This window comes from Streptantibioticus silvisoli (assembly GCF_027947535.2).
GTDB lineage: Bacteria > Actinomycetota > Actinomycetes > Streptomycetales > Streptomycetaceae > Streptantibioticus_C > Streptantibioticus_C silvisoli.
Window position 1 is genome coordinate 26,400 of the sequence record NZ_JAAGKO020000023.1, and the last position, 15,231, is coordinate 41,630.

Below are 15,231 nucleotides of genomic sequence, written 5' to 3' on the forward strand. Positions count from 1 at the left end.
GACGCGACCCGTCACCACCCACCGCGCCGGCGGGCGCTCCGGAGGATCCCGTGCGGGTGATCGGCTTGATGTCGGGCACGTCCTACGACGCCATCGAGGCCGCGGCGGCCGACCTGACGCTGGACGGCGACACGTTGACCCTGCGGCCGCTGGGGGCGTTCGGCGTGCCGTACCCGGCGCCGCTGCGGGAGCTGATCGCCTCGGTGCTGCCGCCGGCCGCCACCACGATCGGCGACGTCTGCGCGCTGGACGCCGGTGTCGGCCGGGCGTTCGCGGCGGCCGCGGTCCGCGCGGTGGACGAACTGTGCCCCGGGCGGGCCGACCTGGTGGTCTCGCACGGCCAGACGGTGCACCACTGGGTGACCGACGGCGTGGTGCGCGGCAGCCTGCAACTCGGCCAGCCCGCCTGGATCGCCGAGGCGACCGGGCTGCCGGTCGTCTGCGACCTGCGCAACCGCGACATCGCGGCGGGCGGGCAGGGCGCACCGCTGGTCGGCGTGGTCGACGCGCTGCTGCTCGCCGCCCTCGACGGCGTGCCGGCCGCGCTCAACCTCGGCGGCATCGCCAACGTCACCGTGGCCGCCCCCGGCACCGCCCCGCTCGCCTTCGACACCGGGCCGGCCAACGCGCTGCTGGACGCGGCGGTGCGGCACCTCACCGGCGGGCGGGAGGCGTTCGACGAGGACGGCCGGCGGGCCGCCCGGGGCCGCCCGCACCGGGGACTGCTGGACCACCTGCTGGCCGACCCCTACTACGCCCGGCCGGCGCCGAAGAGCACCGGCAAGGAACTGTTCCACCTGCCGTATCTGCTGGCCGCGCTGGCGGCGGTGCCGGTGGAGCGACCCGACGACGTGCTGGCGACGCTGGCCCGGCTGACCGCGGTCACCGCGGCCGCCGCCTGCCGCGCGTACGGCGTGACGCGGCTGGTGCTCTCCGGCGGCGGCACCCGCAACCCGGTGCTGGTCCGGATGCTCGCCGAGGAACTGCCCGGGGTGGGGCTGCTGCCCAGCGACGCGCTCGGCGTCCCGTCCGACGCCAAGGAGGCGCTGGCCTTCGCCGTCCTCGGCTTCCTCACCGTCAACGGCCTGCCGGCCGCCCTGCCGTCGTGCACCGGCGCCCGGCACGCCACCCTGCTGGGCTCGGTCACCCCGGGCGCCGGCCCGCTGAGGCTGCCGGCACCGGCTGCGGAGGCACCACGCCGGCTGGTGGTGACGCAGGGGTGACGGGCGGGGCGCTTCAGACGGCGGTGGACGGGGGCAGGCGGTCCAGCACGGCCTCGAACTCCGGATCGGCGGTCAGGACGGCCGTCCCGTTCTCCAGCGCGGTCAACGGGGTCAGGGCGCCGTCCCGCCACCAGTACACCGCCGGGGCCAGCGCGGCCGGCCCCTGGGCATATCGGCCGGCGGTGTGGTGGGCCATCGCTTCCAGCGCCCCGCGCGCGGCGGCGTCCCGCACGGGGTGGAAGACCAGTTCGTACCGGGTCGGTATGCCGACCAGCGCGCCGTCCGGCGGCAGCGGCCGACCGGTGGCGGCGGCCACCACCCGGTCCAGGACCAGCACCGTGGAGGCGGTGAACGGCGACGTGCCCGCCATCCGGTGGAAGACGGCGCCGCCCGGCGCGCCCAGCGTGTGGTGCTCGCCGACCGTGACCGTCATCAGGTTCTCCACCGCCCGGCGGAAGACCTCGCCCGGGTCGCCGAGCGCCGCCATCCCCGGCGCCGACAGCAGCCGCATCGTCCCGGGCCCGTCGAAGGCGGTCAACACCTCGATGCCGGGGGCGAGTTCGATCTCCTGCCCGATCCGGTGCCCGTCCGGCAGCTCCGCCTCCGTCAACAGCACGGCATAGACCCGGGCCAACGCCTCCGCGACGGTCATCGGCTTGGCGTCGGGGGCGGGGGGTTGCGGTGCGCTGGCCTGCGGCGCGGGGGCGGGGGGTTGTGGTGCGGCGGGGTGCGGGGTGTTGGCTTGCGGTGCCGACACGGGGGCCTGGGGCGCGGCGGGCTGCGGTGCGGGGGCTTCCGGTGCGGGGGCCGGCGGTGCGGGGGCCTGCGCTTCCGGTGCGGCGGGCTGCGGCACTGAACCGGTGGGGCGCGGCTCGGAGGCGGAGGCGGGCGACGCCTGCCCGGGAACCTGCGGATCGGCGGCTCGCGGTGCCGAACCGGTGGGCTGCGGTGCGGCGGCGTCGACCTGCCGCCCCGGCGCCGGGGACTGCGGCGCGGAGGCAGCGTCCAGCGGTGCGGTGGGGCGCGGCTCGGAGGCGGAGGCGGGCGACGCCTGCGCGAGAACCTGCGGATCGGCGGCTCGCGGAGCCGATGCCGGAACCTGCGGTGCGGAAGCGGCGTCCTGCGGTGCGGATGCCTGCGGCGCGGCGGTGGTCTGCGGCGCCGGTGCAACCGTCCGCGGCGCCGGCGCGGGGGGCTCCGGTGCGGCGTCCCGCCGTGCCGGTGCCGGTATCTCCGGCCCACCTGCCGTCCCCGCGGGTTCCGCCACTTCACGCTCCGCCCCCGCACGTTCAGAGATCGCACGTTCAGAGGCCGCACGCTCCGGCGTCGCATCCTCCGGTGCCCCGGCAGCCCCCGCCGAGGTCTCTGCGGGGTCCTCCGTCGCCCGCGCGGCCCCGCGCCTCCTGCTCGGCTTCGACCGCGGGCCCGGACCCTGCTCGGCCGCCGCCAACTTCGCCTCGATCGCGTCCAGTTCGGTCAAGCAGTCCTCGGCGGTGATGTTGCCGAGGGCGGCGGAGCGTTCCAGGTGGGTGCGGGCCTCGGCGCGTATCGCGGGATCGCCGCCGGCCCGGCGCATCATGACGATGGCGAGGTTCTCCATGGCGACGGGGTCGCCGGCGGCGGCGGGGCCGCGCAGCAGTTCCTCGGCGTCGCCGAGCCGTCCGTCGTTGACCAGCGGGGTGACCTCCGCCAGCAGGCCGGTCGCCGCCGTCTTCAGCAGCGTCCACAGCTCCTGGTCGGCCAGGTCGCCGCCGGTGCGGCGGGCGCGTTCCTGGCGGACGGCGAGCAGGTCGTACTGCGCCCGCCAGTCCCCCGCGTCGGCGGCGGGGCGGACGGCGGCCTCGGCGGCGTCCAGGTCGCCGACCGCCAGCAGGGCGCTGACCAGGGCGGGGATCATGGCGCGGTCGCCGCGGGAGATGACCTTGCGCAGCAATGGCACGGCGGCGGAGGCGTCGCCGTCCTCCAGCAGCCACAGCGCGGCGAGCCGGGCGGCGCCGTCCTTGCCGCCGCGGTCCGCGAGCCGCATCAGCTCGACGGCGCGGGCGTGTTCACCGCGGTCGCGGCGCAACTGGGCCAGCAGGTAGGCGGACGCGGGGTGTCCGGCCTGGACGGCGCGGTCCAGGAGCCGTTCGGCCTCGTCGGTCCGACCCGACCGCAGCAGCGCGGTCGCCGCGCGGTGGGCCGCCTCACGGTCACCGCCGGCCGCCCGGCGCCGGTAGCGGTCGAGTTCGTCCTCGGCGGCGGAAGAGGCGGAACGGGCGGCGGTGTCGGCTGCGGCGTCCGCTGCGCTCTCCTGGGCCGGGCCGCGGGCGGCGAGCAGCTTGCCCAGGCGTTCGGCCGCGCGCAGGTCGCCGTTGCGTACCGCGGCGCGCAACGCGGCGGTCTCGGCCGTCTCGGCGGCGGGCCCGGTGCGCCGCGCGTCCGCGCCGTCCGGTGGACCGGGCGGGCCGGCCGTGCCGGCCTGTGGCCGTACGGCGTCACGCCGGTGTTCCTGCCTGCGCCCGAAAAACCCCATCGGTCGGACTCCCCCTCATCGATGCGACGCGTCTCCGGCGCGCGTGCGGACCTACCGCGACGGGTCAACGATTTCGCACGATGGGAGGGGAGTTCAACCACGCCGGTGTCACAGCACGACGGCGGATCAGATCCGGCCGCCGGTGGCCCGGGTCAGCGGGCCGAAGTTGCGGGCGGCGGAGAGCCGTCCGGCGGCGAAACAGGCACCCGCGACCGCGACGCCGGCTCCGGCGCCCGCGGCGATCAGCTTGCGGGCGCGCAGCACGGTCCAGGCGGCCACCGCGCCGTGCGCGGCCTTGCGGGTCGCGGAGGAGACGAGCTGCCGTCCGTCGCCCATCGCGTCCACCGCCGCGCGGCCCGCCTTCCCGGTGTGCTCGGCGGCCTTGTCGGCGGCCGAGGAGACCGTGGCGGTCACCGTGTTGCCGGCGGTGGAGGTCGCCGCGGCCGCGGTGCGGCCGGAGCTGGCGGTACGCGACCGGGTGGTCCGGGCGGCGCTCTGCGTCTTCTTGCCGGTGGCGGCGGCCCGCGTCGTGGTCTTCTTCCGCGCCTTCGACGTGGGGGTCGAAGCGCGGCTGCTCTTCTCCGAATTGGCGTTTTCTTCACTCATGGTGTTCGCCTAACCCGTCGGGGGCGGTCAAAACTCCGTTTTTCGTTCACACGAACAATTTTCTTTCACGCGGCACCACCGACTTACCGCACGGTTACCGCAATTGACGCGTTGTCGCCGCACGGGCGCGCGAATTCGCAGCCGTGCGACGGAAGGTGAACCGGCGTCAGCGGTCGGCGGGCGGCAACAGCGTGCCGAGCGGGCCGAGATCGAGGTTCAGGTCGGCCATGGTGAGGCCGTAGCGGTCGCACAGTTCGGCCATGCGGTCCTGAAGGACCATGAGCGTCATGCCGATCCGCTCCTCCTGGTCCTCGCTCAGGTCGCCGTGGTCGACGCGGTGCAGCGCGGTACGTTCCATCAGCTGGCGCAGCAACTCCACGATGGTGAGCACGAGTTTGATCAGGTCGCGCTCGACGGTGTCCGGGTCGGTGGCCAGCCGGGTGGTCAACTGCCGCTGCTCGCCCGGCGCTTGAGGCTCACCGGCGGGCGGCGGGGTCAGGTCGAAGGCGCGGGCCGCCGCCTGGGCGACCTCGTTCCAGCGCTGATCGGCGGTCATGGCATCGCTTCCCTCACCAGGGCGCCGGACTGTCCGGCGTGATCGAACGGATGACGGCGCGCAGGCTGATGTGGACCAGGTCGACGTCGGCCACCGACAGCACGATGTCGCCGGTCAGCACGGCGCCGCCGTTGAGCAGCCGGTCCAGCAGGTCGACCAGGGCCACCTGGCGGTCCGCCAGCGGATCGAGGTCGGCGCCGGCGGTCGGCCAGCTGGGCACCGGGCCCGCCTCACCGGACACGTTCGCCACCGGGACGCCCGACGGCGCCGTCCGGCCCGGCACCGTCCGCCACGCCGGCGCCCCCGTCCGCCGCCCCGCCCCCGTGCTGCGGCGCGTCGGCCGGCAGCGCGGTGGCGAAGGAGTACGGCGCCCAGGGGCCGGTGACCTCGACGCGGGTGCCGGGCCGCGCGACGCCGGCGTCCTGGACGGCGGTGACGAACGAACCGGCCCGGTCGTCGGGCACCAGGAAGGCGAGGTTGGCGATGTTCTCGCCGGGGCCGGTGGCGAGGGCGCCCTGCTGCGGCCGGTGGACGACGCGGTCGGTGGCCAGGGCCGAGGCCGCCTCGGCGACCCGGTCGGCCAGCGCGCCGGCCGCACGCTGGGCGGAACGCCTGCCGTCGCGTTCGGCACGCCGGCGCAGCAGGTAGGCGCGGCCGGGGCTGCTGGCCGGGGCCGCCGCGGAGTCGGCGGCGCCGGGCACGACGTCCTCCTGCGGACCGCCGGCGTAGACCTTGACGCCGTACTCGGCGTGGCCGGTCAACCGGTCCAGCAGGCCGAGCAGTTCGGCCTCCCGGTCGCGCAGGACGGCGGCCACCCGGTCGTCGTCGGCGTAGACGGTGGCCAGCCGCAGCGGCAGGGCGACGCCGGCCCGGTAGGCGGCGGCGACCACCTCGTGGTGGGCGCGGGCCATCGCCTCCAGGCCCGCGAGGTCGTCGAGCCGTTCGCGCAGGCCGGCCTCGCCGAAGCGGTCGGCCGGCACCCGCGAGACCAGGGCGCCGAGGGTGCCGCCGGTGACCGGCAGCACCTCGGCGCCGCCGACCCCGGCGGGCAGCGCGCCGGCGGCCGCCACCTCGGCGGCCCGTCCGATCGCGTACACGTAACTGACCTGGTCCGGGGCGGTCACCGGCCGGCCTCCTCGGTTCCGGAGGCCGGCGCGGACTCGCGCAGCCGCTCGATCTCGGCGCGCAGCCGTTCGTTCTCCGCCGCGAGGTCGGACGGGTCGCCGCCCGGCCCGACCTCCTGCGCCGCGTCGCGCCCGGCGACCCGGCCGGGCCCGTCGCCGTCCCGCCGGCGGGCGCCGGAGGACAGCGACGGGTCGTGCTCCCACCAGTCGATGCCCATCTCCTTGGCCTTGTCGACCGAGGCGACCAGCAGCCGGAGCTTGATCGTGAGCAGCTCGATGTCGAGCAGATTGATCTGGATGTCTCCGGCGATGACGACGCCCTTGTCGAGGACGCGTTCCAGGATGTCGGCCAGGTTGGCCGACGACTCCTGCTGCCCGTACGGGGACATCGCCTGCGACGACCCCAGACGGCCGGACAGTGCATCAGACATGTGTCGTCACCTCTTCGTGGGTTGCGGCCGGCTCAGCGGGCGGCTGCGGCGCGGCGACGCGAGCGGCGGGCCGGCGCCGGCTTTTCCTGCGGCTCGTCGTCCTCGAACTCCTCGCCGTCCTCGGCGAGTTCGTCCTCCGGCAGGTCGTCGCGCGCGGCCTCGCCGTCCTCGGCGTCGTCCAGCGGGGCGTCGTCCTCGTGGATTTCCCCCTCGGCCCGGTCGTCGTCGAATTCGTCGTCGGCACCGGATTCGCCGTCGTCCGCGAACTCCTCGTCCTCGTCCGCGAATTCACCGTCGTCGCCATCCTCGGCGTCTTCGGCGTCCTCGGCGTCCTCGGCGTCGTCACGGTCCTCGAACTCGCCGTCGTCACCGTCGGCGGCGTCACCGGATTCGGCGGCGGCGTCCTCGCGTTCCTCGCGTTCCATCGCCTCCTGGTGGTCGACCACCACCTCGCCGTCGCGGATCTCGCCGCGCCAGCCGTCGGTGGCCTCACCGCGCATCATGATGAACTTGCGGTAGAGCTTGAGGTCGAGCCGGGCGCGGCGGCCCTGGGCGCGCCAGATGTTGCCGGTCTTTTCGAACAGGCCCTTGGGGAAGTACTCCAGGACGAGCAGCACCCGGGTCAGGTCCTCGGTGATCCGGTGGAAGGTGACGACGCCCTTGACGGTGCCCTTGGCGCCCTCGGTGGTCCAGGTGATGCGTTCGTCCGGGACCTGTTCCGTGACGTTCGCCGTCCAGCTGCGGGTGGACTTGGCGACCTTGACCTTCCAGTTGCTGGTGGTGTCGTCGGACTTGTCGACGCTGACGACGCCCTTGGCGAAGGTGCTGAACTCCTGGAACTGCGTCCACTGGTCATAGGCCTCGCGCACCGGGACGCCGACGTCGATGTCCTCCACGATGGTGACGCTCTTGGACTTGCCGCCGCCACCCTTGCGGCCCTTGCCGAACAGACCCTTGATCTTGTCCTTCACGGTGTCCTTCAACGTCTCCTTGAGGTGGGAGGCGCCGGCCGTGGCCAGTGCCTTGCCCGGGGACTTGCCCTCGGCGAGCGCCTGGCCGCCCTTGGCCACGCTGCCGGCCAGCGCGCCGGAACCGGAGCCGGCCAGGCCGCTGATGCTCTGGCCGAGCCGGTCGCCGAGGCCGGTGACCGCCTTGCGGGCGCGCGCCTCGACGTATTCGCGCAACTCCTCCTTGAGGCGGTCGGCGGCCGGGCTGTCGAGCACCTCGTCCTTCAGGGTGCGCAGTACGGACTCAGGCATCGTCGCCTCCCCGGCGGGCGCCGGAGGTCGCCTTGCGGGTCGTGGACCGGCCGCCCTTGGCCGCCGTCTTGGCGCCGGAAGCCGTCTTCTTCGCCGTGCGCGTCCCGGAGGCCGCCGTCTTGCGGGTACCACCGGATCGGGTGGCGGTACCGCGCCGGGCGCCGGAGGAGGCGGAGCGGCGGGCGGACTTGCGCGGCGCGGGCTCGTCGCCGCTGTCGTCGGCCGGCTCGTCGTGCTCGTCGGCGGCGTCGTCACCGGCGTCGTCGTCGCGGTCCTCGGCGGCTTCCTCCGCCTCGTCCGCCTCGTCCGCCGCACCGGAGCCGCCGCTCAGGCCGCGGGTGCGCTCCTGGAGGGAGTCGGCGATGCCGGTGACCCGCTGGGTCAGGGCGCGGGAGGCGGCGGCCTTGGTGGCGCCGACCAGTTCGTCGCGCACCTGGGTGTTCAGGGCGCCGATCAGCGGGGAGTCGGTGACGAAACGTTTGATCGCCCGAGGATCGAGGTCGAGTTTCTTGCCGGCCAGGAACATGCCCAGGCCGATGGCGAGCTTGGCCTTCTTGGTGCGGCCCAGCAGGTAGCCGCCGACAAGTGCGGCGCCCACCTTCGCGTTGGTCATCATCTGTCGTGCACCTCGTTCTCCCCCGTGCTCGTGGTTCTCCTCGTGGTGTTCGTGCGTCGCGCGGTGCCCGGTGCGCCGGCCCGCGGGCCGCCGTGCTCCCTCAGCACTGCCCGTCCAGGCGGCGCCGCTGGGACTCCAGCCACTCCAGCCGGTCCAGGAGGTCGTCCTCGCGCTGGTCGAACTCCTCCTCGTCGATGCGTCCGTCGAGCAGCGCCCGTTCCAGTTCGGCGAGTTCACGCTTGACCGGCTCGGGGTCGTAGTACTGCCGCTCGGCGGTGCGCACCACCTGGTCGATCGCCCACACCGTGCCGCGCACCGGGGCGAGCGGCAGGGTGAGGATCTGGCTGATGAGGCCCATGGGTTGTTCCTCCCTGGCGGGCCGCCGGAGCACGGCGGCACCGGCGCTCACACGAAGCTGTACGGCGGCAGCGGACCGTTGAGGCTCAGCGTGTAGGCGTCGCCGCGGTCGGCCGCCTCCTGGTGCACCGCCTCGGAGAACGCCGCGACCTGGTCGCGCGCGACCAGGAAGGAGACGTTCAGGAAGTGCTCGCCGGTCGGCTCGGCGAGCGCCTGGCGCACCGCGTTCGGCGCGAGGCGGGCGATCATGTCCTGCGCGGTCAGGTCCTGGCGGGACTGCACCTCGCGGGCCACGATCTCGCCGAGGGCACGCCGTTCGCGGTGCGCGCCGGGGTCGCCGCGGGTCACGTCGTTGAGCCGGCGTGCCTCCGGGACGGTGGCGATGATCTCCCGCAGCAGGTCGTCCTCGTCGCGGGAGACCTTCAGGTTGTACTCCCGGCAGTCGCCGAGCTCGCCGAGCCGCTCGGTGTAGGCGGCGGCGTTGTCCTCGACCACCGCGCGCACCCGCTCGTCGTCCGGGCCGATCAGCCCGAACCGCATCGGCAGTACCGCCCCGTCCTCCATCAGGCGGTCCAGCACCCGCTGGTGGGCCAGCAGGTCGCGGCGCTTGGCGCGCAGGCCGTCGGGCGCGTCGCCGACCACGGCCTTCAGCGGTCCGGCGGACAGGACGCGGACCGGGGCGGCCGGGTCACCGACGCCGGTGACGTCGGTGAGCCGGGCCGGGTGATCGCCGGCGGTGACGGCGTAGAGGTAGGTCGGCATGGGTCATTCCTCCCGGCGGCGCGTGGTGCGCCGGCTGCCGCTCGACGAGGAGGACGAGGAGGACTTGCGTTCCGGCTGCTTGTCGTCGTCGTCGTCCGAGTCGCCGTGCAGCGATTCGGTGATGGCCTCGACCGCCCCGGACAGCGCGCCCTTGGACTTGCCCTTGGCACCGCTCTCGGTGGCCTCGCCGACCAGGTCGGTGAGCTGGCTGGGGGCCTTGCGGCCGGATTCGAGGTCGAGGCGGTTGCACGCCTCGGCGAACCGCAGGTAGGTGTCCACGCTGGCCACCACGACGCGGACGTCGATCTTGAGTATCTCGATGCCGACCAGCGACACCCGTACGAAGGCGTCGATGACCAGACCGCGGTCAAGGATCAGTTCGAGGACGTCGTAGAGGGTGCCGGAGTTGCCGCCGCCCCCATTGGTCGTGGTGGAGGCGCTTGACTGCTGTACCACACTCACGTTCATTCATCCTTTCCTGCTCGGGCAGGACGGGCTCGTCCTGAGGGACCGGGGACCTAGCGGTCCAGCTGGCCCCTCGCGTAGCGGCGGACTCGCTCGTAGCCGGTGATCTCACCGCGTTCGTCGAGCTGCACCCGGTACGACGCCATCACGCTGGTGGTGTCGGGGACGCGCTCGATCTCCACGATTTCCACATCCGCGGCCCACCCGTGATCGGTAGACTTCATCGCGGACACTGCGCCCGGTTCGCACCGGAGCAGTTCGGAGAGCTGTCCGGTGGCGGCACGCATGGCCTGAGCCATCGTGACGCGCCCGTCCTGGTCGTCGTCCTTGTCTGTGCTCGTCGCCATGCTGTCGTCCATGGGGTGTGCGGTCGATTGACGGTGTACCGCGTCCTTTTCGTGCTGTTCGCGGCTGACAGCCCGCCTGCCCTCCCAATCCGAACGTATGCGCCATCGCGCCACGAACCTGTTGCCGACCGGTTGTGACAAAACGTCAGGCACTACCCGGCCGCCGACCGGGCACAGGTGCGGCATGAACGCTCCCCCCGCGGAACCGCGGACCGTCTGCCCTCCCCCGCCGGCCGGGCCGCGCCGCCCGCTGACCGCGCCGCTCGCCCTGGCGGGCGCCCTGCTGCTGGCCGGCTGCGGCCACACCGCCTCCGCCGCGCCGGCCGCCGGCACCCTGCCGTCCGGCGGCCACCTGGTGATCGTCACCGACAACGGGGTCGTGCTGCGCCCGGCCGACGGGCGGCGGGCGGCCGCCGACCGCACGGTGCGGTCCCGCTGGACCCGGCACGGCTCGACCTGGGTGCTCGACCTGGCCTGCCCCGCGCACCCGCCGGCCGGCGCCGGCTGCCCGCGCACCCCCACCGTCGAGGTGCCGGCCGGCACCTCGGTCACCGTCTCGGCGCGCAACGCCGGGGTGGACGCCGCCGGGCTGACCGGCTCGCTCGACCTGACCACCGTCAACGGCGACGTCACGGTGGAGAAGGCCGGCAGCGCGCACGCCACCGTGCGGCTGACCACGCGCAACGGTTCGGTACGGGCCACCGGCCTGCGGGCCGCCCACCTGGGCGCCGTCACGGTCAACGGCGACGTGGTGCTCGGCTGCTCCGCCGCCCCCGGCACGGTCGACGCGACCACCACGAACGGGTCCGTCGGCGTCACCGTCCCGCCCGGCGGCCCCGGCTACGCCGTCGGTGCCCGCACCACCAACGGCCGCACCGACGTCACGCTGCCCACCGCCGCGGCCGGCTCGCCCCGGACGATGACGCTGCGCACGGTCAACGGGGACGTGACCGCAGGGGCCGCCTGAGACCGCGTGGTGTGGCCGGCGCCGACCCTGGGCAGGCGTCCGTTATGGCACACAAGAACCTGGAAAGGGAAGAGACGTACGAGGGCGCCGCCACGGGCCCGGTGCCGGACCTCGGCGGCCTGCCGGGGGTGGCGCGGGTGACGGCCGTCCCCGCCGAGGAGCTCGACACCGTCTACTACGACACCGACGGCCTGGCCCTGCTGGCGTCCGGCTGCACGCTGCGCCGGCGGTCCGGCGGGCACGACGCGGGCTGGCGGCTGACGCTCCCGGCCGGCGGGGGCGGACCCCGGCAGGAGGTCCGGCGGCCCGCGGCGGCCGGCGGCCCCGACGAGGTGCCGCCGGACATCGCCCGGCACCTCGCCGCCCGCGCCCGGGGCCGCGAGGTCGTACCGGTCGCCCGGCTGCGCACCCACCGTGAGCGGCGGTCGCTGCTCGACAAGCGCGACCGGGTGCTCGCCGAGGTCGTCCGCGACGACGTCTCCGCGCAGGTCCTCGGCACCGGCCGCACCGCCCCGCCCGCCGGGGCCGGCCCGTCGCGCACGCCGCGTTCCGGCGGCCGGGACGCCGGCACCGGGACCACGCTGACCGCGTGGTCGCAGGTGGGGATCGAGCTGAAGCACGGCGGCGGCAAACTGCTGACCGCCGCCGGGCACCGCCTGCGCGAGGCCGGGCTGCGGCCGGCGGTCGCCACCGGGCTCGGACACGCGCTGGCCGCCGCCGACCTGGCCCCGCGCGCCCCGGCCGCACCGCCGTCCGGCACGGCGGGCGACGCGGTACTGGCCCGGCTGCGCTCGCAGACCGCCGAGCTGCTGGCGGCCGACGCGGCGGTACGCGGCGGCGAACCGGACGCGGTGCACCGGATGCGGATGACGGTCCGGCGGCTGCGGTCGGCGCTGAAGACCTACCGGCGGCTGTTCCTGCCGGGGAGCACCCGCCCGCTGGCCGGGGAGCTGGGCCGGCTGGGCCGGGTGCTGGGTGAGGCCCGCGACCACGAGGTGCTGGCGGAGCGGCTGGCGGCCGACGCCGCCGCACTGCGCGACGGCGACCGGATCGGGCCGGCGCTGGCCGGTCCTGCCGGTGCGGTGGCCGCCGGCGAGGCGGCCGCGTACCGGCAGGCGTGGCGGCGGGTGTGCCGGGAGCTGGACGGCGCCCGGTACTACGCGCTGCTCGACGCGCTCGACGTCTTCCTCGCCGCGCCGCCGCTGGATCCGAAGGCGGACCGTGACGCGCGGCGCGAACTGCGCAGCGCGGCGCGCAAGGCGCAGCGCGCGGCGGACCGGCGCAGCGGCAGGGCGCTGGCGACCGGCCCGGGGCCGGAACGCGACCGGGCGCTGCACTCCGCCCGCAAGGCGGCGAAACGGCTGCGGTACGCGGCGGAGACCGCGCGGCCGGTGGTGGGCGGCCCGGCCCGACGGCTGGCGAAGCGCGCGAAGGCGGTGCAGCAGGCGCTGGGCGAGCACCAGGACGCCGTGGTCACCGCTCGCACGCTGCCCGCCCTGGCCGAACGCGACCACGCCGCCGGACGCGACACCTTCGTCCACGGCGTGCTGTACGCCCGGCACCGTGCCGCGGCCGACCGGTCCGAGCACGACCTGCCGGCGCTGCGCGCGAGGGCGGGCCGCAAGGGGCTGACCCGGTTCCGCTGAGGCCGGAAGGGGCTGACCCGGTTGCGCTGAGGCCGCAAGGGGCTGACCCGGTTCCGCTGAGGCTGGAAGCGGCTGACCCGGTTCCGCTGAGCGGCGTTCCGCCGACCGGGTCCCCCGGGGCCGCCGTCCGCGTGGCCGCGGCCCCGGCCGAGCGCCGGTCCTACAGCTTGCGGGTGTCGCGGGGTTCCGCGTAGGGCTCGTCGTCGGGGCGGTGGCCGTCGTGGATGGCGCGTTCACGTTCCAGTTCGGCGTTGAACTCCAGGCCGAGCAGGATCGCGATGTTGGAGATCCACAGCCAGACGAGAAAGATGATGATCGCCGCGAAGCTGCCGTACGTCTTGTCGTAACTACTGAAGTTCGCCACGTACAGGCCGAACAGCGCGGAGGCGATCAGCCAGATGAACACCGCCAGCAGGCCGCCGGGCGTCACCCAGGAAAAACCGCGCCGGACGTTGGGCGCCGCCCAGTACAGCAGGCCGATGACCAGGGCGATCAGCACCAGGATCACCGGCCACTTGGCGTAGTTCCAGACGGTCAGTCCGGTGTCGCCGATGCCCAGGACCTGGCCGGCGCGGCGGGCCAGGGTGCCGGTGAAGACCACGCCGATCGCGATGAGCGCCAGCACCACCACCACGACCGCGGTGATGCCGAACCGCACCGGCAGCGTCTTCCACACCGGGCGGCCCTCACCGATGTCGTAGACCACGTTGGCCGAGCGCATGAAGGCGGCCACGTAGCCGGAGGCGGACCACAGGGCCAGCACGATGCCCACGGCGAGGGTGAAGCCCGCCGCGCCGCGGTTGCGTTCCAGCTGGTCCAGCATGCTGACCAGCAGGTCGCGCACCGCGCCGGGGGCGAGCGAGCCGAGGTTGTCGACGAGCGGCTTGATGGCGCCGCGGCCCAGCAGCCCCAGCACGGAGACCAGGGCCAGCAGCGCGGGGAAGACCGCCAGCACGCCGTAGTAGGTCAGTGCGGCCGCCCGGTCGGTGAGTTCGTCCTGCTTGAACTCCGACAGCGTGCGTTTGACCACCGGCTTCAGGCTGCGGGCCGGCAGTCCCGCCGGGCTGCGCACCGACAGTTCCTCCTGCGGTCCCGGCCCCGGGGTCCGCTCGGGGTCGTCGTCGTGCGGTGCGGTCACCGGGCATCACCTCCCGGTCCATCGCAACCGGTACCGGCCCCGCGCGCCAGTCGGGCGGCGGCCGGTTGGCGGACACCGGCCCGGGTACCCGGGCGGCAGGCCGGGGATCCGCCCGACGCGGCATCCCCGCGGGGCGCGGTCCGTGCGAGGCGGTACCCGCGCGGAACGCGATCCGTACGACGGGCGCACGACGAGCGGAGGAAGTGCCGATGAGGATGCCGCAGGCCCGCGGGCCGCTGTCGCAGGCGCTGACCAGCGCGCTCGCCGACCGGCCGGGCGGCCGGCGGGCGGTGCCCATGGGCCCCGCCGGGCGCGCCGACCCCTACGGTGAGGACCTCCAGCTGGCGCTGTACCTGTGCTACGAGCTGCACTACCGCGGCATCGACCGGGTGGCCGACGACTGGGAGTGGGACCCGCGGCTGCTCGACGCGCGGGCCGCGCTGGAACGCCGCTTCCTCGCCGCGCTGCGCCGTGACGTGCCCCGCCACCCGGACGTGGCCTCGGCGCTGGCCGAGCTGCTCGTCGAACCGGCCGGCGGCACCGGCGTCTCCGCGTACCTGCGCGACGAGGGCGAGCACTGGCAGCTGCGCGAGTACGCCGCACTGCGCTCGCTGTACCACCTGAAGGAGGCCGATCCGCACGCCTGGGTGCTGCCCCGGCTGACCGGCCGGGCCAAGGCGGGCATGGTGGCGGTGGAGTACGACGAGTTCGGCGCCGGCCACGCCGACCGGGCGCATTCACAGCTGTTCGCCGAGCTGATGACCGACCTCGGGCTCGACGCCCACTACGGGCGGTACCTGGAGTCCGGCACCGCGGACGTGCTGGCCACCGTCAACCTGATGTCGCTGCTGGGGCTGCACCGCGGGCTGCGCGGCGGCCTCGTCGGCCACTTCGCCGCGGTGGAGATCGCCTCCTCCCCCGGCTCCCGGCGGCTGGCCCAGGCCATGGAGCGCACCGGCGCGGGACCGGCCGCGGTGGGCTTCTACACCGAGCACGTCGAGGCCGACGCGGTGCACGAGCAGCTCGTACGGCACGAGGTCATCGGCGGACTGCTGGAGCAGGAACCCGGCCTGGAACCGGACGTCGTCCTCGGGCTGGACGCCACCGTCTGGCTGGAGGACCGGCTCGGCGACCACCTGATGTCCGCCTGGCGCACCGGCCACTCCGCGGTCCGCGTCCCGCTGTGACGCGAGCGCCGGCTCACGTGGCGTACGGTCCG

Annotated in this window: 17 protein-coding genes; 4 read left to right on the top strand and 13 right to left on the bottom strand. The window is 75.0% G+C overall.

Translation table 11 applies throughout. The annotated features are described in order from the left end of the window. Positions 1-50: 50 nt before the first annotated feature. A complete protein-coding gene (locus tag POF43_RS16850) occupies positions 51-1,223 on the top strand; it encodes an anhydro-N-acetylmuramic acid kinase (RefSeq protein WP_271322595.1) in 1,173 nt (390 codons plus the stop codon). 13 nt (positions 1,224-1,236) lie between these two features. On the opposite strand, the gene POF43_RS16855 is transcribed toward POF43_RS16850, so the two are convergent. The 12 genes from POF43_RS16855 to POF43_RS16910 form a co-directional block, all read right to left on the bottom strand. Continuing rightward, the gene (locus tag POF43_RS16855) at positions 1,237-3,738 is read right to left on the bottom strand and encodes a hypothetical protein (RefSeq protein WP_282704618.1); all 2,502 of its coding nucleotides are present in this window, start codon (positions 3,736-3,738) and stop codon (positions 1,237-1,239) included. 126 nt (positions 3,739-3,864) lie between these two features. Then, positions 3,865-4,344 (bottom strand): hypothetical protein, encoded by a 480-nt coding sequence (locus tag POF43_RS16860; protein ID WP_271322728.1) that lies wholly within the window; start codon positions 4,342-4,344, stop codon positions 3,865-3,867. Positions 4,345-4,510: 166 nt separating this feature from the next. After that, a complete protein-coding gene (locus POF43_RS16865) occupies positions 4,511-4,900 on the bottom strand; it encodes a gas vesicle protein K (protein WP_271313637.1) in 390 nt (129 codons plus the stop codon). Between the two features lie 13 nt (positions 4,901-4,913). Further along, positions 4,914-5,120: a gas vesicle protein gene (locus POF43_RS16870; RefSeq protein WP_271313636.1), complete on the bottom strand. Its 207-nt coding sequence runs from the start codon at positions 5,118-5,120 to the stop codon at positions 4,914-4,916. A gap of 10 nt (positions 5,121-5,130) precedes the next feature. Continuing rightward, on the bottom strand, positions 5,131-6,024 hold the full coding sequence (locus POF43_RS16875; RefSeq protein ID WP_271322727.1) for a GvpL/GvpF family gas vesicle protein: 894 nt from the start codon (positions 6,022-6,024) through the stop codon (positions 5,131-5,133). Beyond that, positions 6,021-6,455 carry a gas vesicle protein gene (locus POF43_RS16880; RefSeq protein ID WP_271313634.1) on the bottom strand — a complete coding sequence of 145 codons (435 nt, stop codon included), beginning with the start codon at positions 6,453-6,455 and terminating at the stop codon, positions 6,021-6,023. Before POF43_RS16880 ends, POF43_RS16875 begins: the two co-directional genes overlap by 4 nt. Positions 6,456-6,487: 32 nt before the next feature. Further along, positions 6,488-7,714, bottom strand: a complete 1,227-nt coding sequence (locus POF43_RS16885) for an SRPBCC family protein (protein ID WP_271313633.1) — start codon at positions 7,712-7,714, stop codon at positions 6,488-6,490. Further along, positions 7,707-8,330, bottom strand: coding sequence for a hypothetical protein (locus POF43_RS16890; RefSeq protein ID WP_271322726.1), 624 nt, complete (start codon positions 8,328-8,330; stop codon positions 7,707-7,709). Before POF43_RS16890 ends, POF43_RS16885 begins: the two co-directional genes overlap by 8 nt. A gap of 100 nt (positions 8,331-8,430) precedes the next feature. Continuing rightward, the gene (locus POF43_RS16895; protein WP_271313631.1) at positions 8,431-8,688 is read right to left on the bottom strand and encodes a gas vesicle protein GvpG; all 258 of its coding nucleotides are present in this window, start codon (positions 8,686-8,688) and stop codon (positions 8,431-8,433) included. A 47-nt stretch (positions 8,689-8,735) separates the two neighbouring features. Next, positions 8,736-9,449, bottom strand: coding sequence for a GvpL/GvpF family gas vesicle protein (locus POF43_RS16900; RefSeq protein WP_271322725.1), 714 nt, complete (start codon positions 9,447-9,449; stop codon positions 8,736-8,738). A gap of 3 nt (positions 9,450-9,452) precedes the next feature. After that, positions 9,453-9,911: a gas vesicle structural protein GvpA gene (locus POF43_RS16905; RefSeq protein WP_271313629.1), complete on the bottom strand. Its 459-nt coding sequence runs from the start codon at positions 9,909-9,911 to the stop codon at positions 9,453-9,455. Between the two features lie 56 nt (positions 9,912-9,967). Next, positions 9,968-10,261: a gas vesicle protein GvpO gene (locus POF43_RS16910; RefSeq protein ID WP_271322724.1), complete on the bottom strand. Its 294-nt coding sequence runs from the start codon at positions 10,259-10,261 to the stop codon at positions 9,968-9,970. 184 nt (positions 10,262-10,445) lie between these two features. Between POF43_RS16910 and POF43_RS16915 the strand changes: the two genes are divergently transcribed. After that, positions 10,446-11,228, top strand: coding sequence for a DUF4097 family beta strand repeat-containing protein (locus tag POF43_RS16915; RefSeq protein WP_271322723.1), 783 nt, complete (start codon positions 10,446-10,448; stop codon positions 11,226-11,228). A gap of 44 nt (positions 11,229-11,272) precedes the next feature. Beyond that, a complete protein-coding gene (locus tag POF43_RS16920) occupies positions 11,273-12,874 on the top strand; it encodes a CYTH and CHAD domain-containing protein (protein ID WP_271322722.1) in 1,602 nt (533 codons plus the stop codon). Positions 12,875-13,034: 160 nt separating this feature from the next. Here the strand turns inward: POF43_RS16920 and POF43_RS16925 are convergent, their stop codons facing one another. Next, positions 13,035-14,012 carry a YihY/virulence factor BrkB family protein gene (locus POF43_RS16925; RefSeq protein WP_271322721.1) on the bottom strand — a complete coding sequence of 326 codons (978 nt, stop codon included), beginning with the start codon at positions 14,010-14,012 and terminating at the stop codon, positions 13,035-13,037. Between the two features lie 209 nt (positions 14,013-14,221). Between POF43_RS16925 and POF43_RS16930 the strand changes: the two genes are divergently transcribed. Further along, on the top strand, positions 14,222-15,199 hold the full coding sequence (locus POF43_RS16930) for an iron-containing redox enzyme family protein (protein WP_271322720.1): 978 nt from the start codon (positions 14,222-14,224) through the stop codon (positions 15,197-15,199). Positions 15,200-15,231 lie beyond the last annotated feature (32 nt).

Excerpts from the sequence above, each read along its gene's own strand:
- POF43_RS16890 (WP_271322726.1), bottom strand. The coding sequence starts at position 8,330 with ATGATGACCAACGCGAAGGTGGGCGCCGCACTTGTCGGCGGCTACCTG.
- POF43_RS16920 (WP_271322722.1), top strand. The coding sequence starts at position 11,273 with ATGGCACACAAGAACCTGGAAAGGGAAGAGACGTACGAGGGCGCCGCC.
- POF43_RS16910 (WP_271322724.1), bottom strand. The coding sequence starts at position 10,261 with ATGGCGACGAGCACAGACAAGGACGACGACCAGGACGGGCGCGTCACG.
- POF43_RS16930 (WP_271322720.1), top strand. The coding sequence starts at position 14,222 with ATGAGGATGCCGCAGGCCCGCGGGCCGCTGTCGCAGGCGCTGACCAGC.
- POF43_RS16860 (WP_271322728.1), bottom strand. The coding sequence starts at position 4,344 with ATGAGTGAAGAAAACGCCAATTCGGAGAAGAGCAGCCGCGCTTCGACC.
- POF43_RS16915 (WP_271322723.1), top strand. The coding sequence starts at position 10,446 with ATGAACGCTCCCCCCGCGGAACCGCGGACCGTCTGCCCTCCCCCGCCG.
- POF43_RS16855 (WP_282704618.1), bottom strand. The coding sequence starts at position 3,738 with ATGGGGTTTTTCGGGCGCAGGCAGGAACACCGGCGTGACGCCGTACGG.
- POF43_RS16900 (WP_271322725.1), bottom strand. The coding sequence starts at position 9,449 with ATGCCGACCTACCTCTACGCCGTCACCGCCGGCGATCACCCGGCCCGG.
- POF43_RS16880 (WP_271313634.1), bottom strand. The coding sequence starts at position 6,455 with ATGTCTGATGCACTGTCCGGCCGTCTGGGGTCGTCGCAGGCGATGTCC.
- POF43_RS16885 (WP_271313633.1), bottom strand. The coding sequence starts at position 7,714 with ATGCCTGAGTCCGTACTGCGCACCCTGAAGGACGAGGTGCTCGACAGC.
- POF43_RS16865 (WP_271313637.1), bottom strand. The coding sequence starts at position 4,900 with ATGACCGCCGATCAGCGCTGGAACGAGGTCGCCCAGGCGGCGGCCCGC.
- POF43_RS16895 (WP_271313631.1), bottom strand. The coding sequence starts at position 8,688 with ATGGGCCTCATCAGCCAGATCCTCACCCTGCCGCTCGCCCCGGTGCGC.